The organism is Kitasatospora sp. NPDC001603 (genome assembly GCF_040298365.1).
Taxonomy (GTDB): domain Bacteria; phylum Actinomycetota; class Actinomycetes; order Streptomycetales; family Streptomycetaceae; genus Kitasatospora.
Genome location: NZ_JBEPAA010000163.1, coordinates 1 through 4020 on the forward strand (window position 1 = coordinate 1; position 4020 = coordinate 4020).

4 protein-coding genes and 1 pseudogene are annotated in these 4020 nt (G+C 73.4%); 2 read left to right on the forward strand and 3 right to left on the reverse strand.

Annotated elements, in window-relative coordinates:
• Window positions 1-155 precede the first annotated feature (155 nt).
• From ABT263_RS38470 to ABT263_RS38480, 3 genes are all read right to left on the reverse strand, one after another.
• Entirely contained in the window at window positions 156-1346 is a 1191-nt protein-coding gene (locus ABT263_RS38470) for a TolB family protein (RefSeq protein ID WP_352298538.1), read from the reverse strand.
• A 197-nt stretch (window positions 1347-1543) separates the two neighbouring features.
• On the reverse strand, window positions 1544-2302 hold the full coding sequence (locus ABT263_RS38475; protein WP_352298541.1) for a lysophospholipid acyltransferase family protein: 759 nt from the start codon (window positions 2300-2302) through the stop codon (window positions 1544-1546).
• A gap of 217 nt (window positions 2303-2519) precedes the next feature.
• Entirely contained in the window at window positions 2520-2945 is a 426-nt protein-coding gene (locus ABT263_RS38480) for a DUF4395 domain-containing protein (protein WP_329490783.1), read from the reverse strand.
• A gap of 211 nt (window positions 2946-3156) precedes the next feature.
• On the opposite strand from ABT263_RS38480, the gene ABT263_RS38485 reads away from it, so the two are divergent.
• A complete protein-coding gene (locus tag ABT263_RS38485) occupies window positions 3157-3570 on the forward strand; it encodes a thioredoxin family protein (protein ID WP_329490784.1) in 414 nt (137 codons plus the stop codon).
• A gap of 354 nt (window positions 3571-3924) precedes the next feature.
• Window positions 3925-4020 (forward strand): annotated as a pseudogene (locus ABT263_RS38490) (electron transfer flavoprotein subunit beta); the annotation flags it as partial.

Here is a 4020-nt window from a genome sequence, read left to right on the forward strand (position 1 = left end):
TGCAGGGGGGACCCTGTGGGAGAGTAGGACGCCGCCGAACAATCATTCCAAAGAACCCCCCGGTCCGTAAGGATCGGGGGGTTCTTTGCGTTTCCGGGAAAGGCACGCCCACGCGACGCCGGGGCCGACCGAAGGCCGGCCCCGGCGCCCCGTGGTTACGAGTGGGGTGCGGCGGTGCCCCAGTTCGGGCGGCTCACCCACTGGTCGGCCGTTTCGGTGATCCGGGTGACGCCGGTGCCGTTGGTCTGCATCCGGTACAGGTCGGCGGTTCCGCCGGCGGGGGCCTGGGAGAAGACGATGGACGTGCCGTCGGGGGAGTAGGCGGCGGCCCCGTAGAAGACCTCGGACGGACCGGGTGTCAGGGCGTCGATGGCGCTGCCGTCGGGCTGCACGGTGTAGATGCCGCCACCGGGGGTGTAGTCGGGGCCGGCCGGATAGGTGGTGAACAGGATCCGGGTGCCGTCGGGGGACCAGCTGGCGCGCTCGCCGGCGCGCAGCTCCCACGGGGTGAGTCGGCGCAGGCCCGTGCCGTCGGCGTTGACGACGTAGAGGGCCCGGCCGCTGGCGGGCTGCCCGGTCGAGCTGGTCCGGTACTCGAAGACCAGTTGCTTGCCGTCGGGCGACCAGCTCGGATTGCGGACCTCGCCGGAGTACGGCGTGTCGTTGGTGAGGAAGGTCAGCCGCTGGGCGTTGGTGCCGTCGGGGCTCATCAGGTACAGGTCGGAGTACTGGATCTGCTGGGTGGACGTGTCGATCGCGCCCCAGGTGCGACTGAAGGCGAGCTGCTTCCCGTCGGGGGAGAAGGCGGGGCCGCTCTCCTGCTCGTTGGCGCAGTCGGCGGCGCCGGTCTCGCAGAGCTGGCCGATCTGGTGGGCGCGCTCGCCGTCGGCGGAAACCGTCCAGAGCCGGGCCGCGCCGGTCTCGGTCTCGGTCCGGTCGAAGGCGAGGGTGCTGCCGTCGGGGGACCAGTCGGGGTGGTCGTCGCGGTCCTGGCCGGAGGGCCGGGTGAGCTGCTGCAGGGTGCCGCCGTCGGCCGTCACGGTGAAGACGGCGCTGGTGAGGCGTCCGGGGTCGAGGAAGACCCGGCCGGCGATCAGGCCGTTGTGGGCCGTGACGGGCAGGGCCGGTGCCGCGGCTCCGATCACGCCCGGGGTCGCGTTGGCGATGGCGGGGTCGGGAGGCGGGGTGGCGGACGGGGACTCCGTCCGGATCTCGCTGAGCGGGATCTCGCCGGGCTGGACACCGCACCCGGCGAGCAGGGCGGTGCCCGCCAGCAGGAGGCCCGCACCTGCGCGGGCGCGGGTGCGGGCCGTGGTGGTGAGTGGCAGCAGCCGTGTGCCGGTCATCGGCGTGTCATCTCCGTCTCGGTGCAGGACGAGGCCCCCGGGGGAGCTGTCACTGTGTCAGATCGGGAGGGCGGGCAGGCCGCCGACACGCGACGGTCCGTGGCCACTCGGTCGCACGGAGTATGAAGAATGGATTGTTGGGTTGACGGCGCGGCGCGGCGCGGCGCGCCCGGCCGGCCGCCGCCGGCCCGGGGGCGTCAGTCGCGGCTGGCCCGGCGCTCGGCCTCTGCCTCGTCCTCGGCCTCGGCGACCTCAAGGGTCGGCGCGGTGCCGCCGAGGTGGGCGGGCTGCCACCAGGTGTCCTCAGGCCCGCTCGGCTTGCCCGGGTACTCGCGCTGGGCCCGGTCGAGCATCTCGCTCATCGCGGCGCGCAGCCGGCGGGTGACCATCACGGGCTTGTCGCCGGGCGCCAGCTCGATCGGCTCGCCGATCATGATGGTCACGGGGACGTGGCGCTTGGTGAGGGTCTTCGGCCGGCCCTTGGTCCAGAGCTGCTGGGTGCCCCACAGGATGACCGGCAGCAGCGGGGCGCCGGAGTCGGCGGCCATCCGGGCGGCGCCGGTCTTGAACTTCTTCAGCATGAACGAGCGGCTGATGGTCGCCTCCGGGAAGACCCCGACCATCTCGCCGGCGCGCAGGGCGCGCACGGCGGCCTCGTACGCGGGCTGGCCGTCGGTGCGGTCGACCGGGATGTGCTTCATGCCCCGCATCAGCGGGCCGGAGACGGCGTGCTTGAAGACGTCGTCCTTGGCCATGAAGCGGGTCTTGCGCTTGCCGCCGCGGAAGGCTCCGAGGCCGGCGAAGAGGAAGTCCAGGTAGCTGATGTGATTGCTCACCAGTACCGCTCCGCCCTGGGCGGGGATGTTTTCGGCGCCGACGATCCTGATGCGCACGTCGAGCGCGCGGAAGACGGTCAGTGCGGCGCCGATCACCGGCGGGTACACGAGCTCTGCCACGGTCAGTCCTGACTTCCCACGGGCCCTGGTGGCCCGGTCCGGCGGTACCCGTGTCGTACGTGGGGCCGACCGGAGGCGCGGCACGCCGCGGCGGCCACGGGTGATACACGGAAATGATCCCCCGAACGAGTGCCCGCTGTCACCTGAGGCGGGCGGTCGGGCGGGTGACGGGTGTGTGACGTCCGTGATGGGCGGGCCGGGAACCTTTCCCGTCCTGTCAGGACGCGGCGTCCAGCCGGCCCTGGGAGCGGCGGACGAGCAGGTACATCTCGCAGCCGAGGCAGTAGCCGAACACGGCGTTGAGGAAGGCGGCGGCGAGGGCGAACGCGGTGGCCAGCAGGCCGAGCCAGGTCACCCCGGTGAGGAAGCCGAGCGCGCCGACGGCGGCGAAGACCAGGCCGACGCCCTGGGCGAAGCGCGGCGGCCGCTCGTCCTCGGTCGCGGTGGGCGGTGCGAGCCGGGGCAGGAGCAGGGTCCGGTACAGCCAGTTGTACGGCGACCGGTGCAGGCCGCCGATGGCGCCGAGGCCGAAGACGATGCCCTGGAGGGTGAGCAGCAGGCCGCTGCCGCTGAGGAGGACGGCGCCGAGGACGGCCGCGCTGAGCGCGGCGGCGAACCTCGGGCCGCGGGGGTCTATCTGCAACGGGGGCTCCGGATCTGGATCGCAGAAGGGGGGACGGCAGGGCGCGTCAGTGACAGCGCGAGGCCGTGGCCCGGCACAGGTCGACCACCCGGCGGGTGGTCAGCAGCGGTCGTACCGGGCGGTCGGAGTCCACCCGGCGATCGTACGCGGGCCCCGCCCCGGCGGTCGACCACTCTGTCGGACTCCTGGGGGGCCGGGGCAGACTGGGGGGATGACCGGGTTGGTGGTGTGCGTCGTGGTGCTCGCGGTGGCGAGCGCGTTCGGGCTGCTGCGGGCCCAGCGCGACGGGAGGCTGCGGGTGCGGGCGAAGGACGGGGCGGTACGGCTCTCGGCGGCGGACCTGGGGGAGGCGCTGGGCGAGCGGGCCACGCTGGTGCAGTTCTCCACCGCCTTCTGCCAGCCCTGCCGGGCCACCCGGCGGGTGCTCGGGGAGGTGGCGGGTCTGGTCGAGGGGGTGGCGCACATCGAGCTGGACGCCGAGGAGCGGCTGGCGCTGGTCCGTCGGCTGGAGATCCTGCGGACGCCCACGGTCCTGGTGCTGGACGCGGGTGGCCGGGTGGTGCGCCGGGCGGCCGGGCTGCCGCGCAAGGCGGACGTGATCGCGGCGCTGGGCGAGGCGGTCTGATCCGCTCCGGGGGGTGCGGCGGCCCGGGTGGTGAATCCCACTCCCGATGCGCCGCCCCGTCGGGTGGTGTCGGCGGGACGCTGGGGCAGGATGAGGGCTGACGGCAGTGCGAGCCGTTCCGCGGGCCGTCCGGGCCGGGGGCCCTCAGGCCCTCGCGAGGGGGGCCGAGGGGCGGTCGGCCGGGGCTCGGCGGCGTAAGCTACTGGCCAGTAGTGTCATTCGACTACTGGCGAGTATGCTGCCAGGAAGTTCCGGACCGGCACGGGAACACGCTGCCCGGAGCGGGTGCGTGCCGAGTTCGCGCCCGCTTGCACAGCCGCAGCCGCCGGACGAGACCAGTACAGGAGACAGGCCGTGAGCTTGAGGATCGTTGTCTGTGTGAAGTACGTGCCGGACGCGACGGGTGACCGTCGTTTCGCGGACGACCACACCACCGACCGGGAGGGTGTG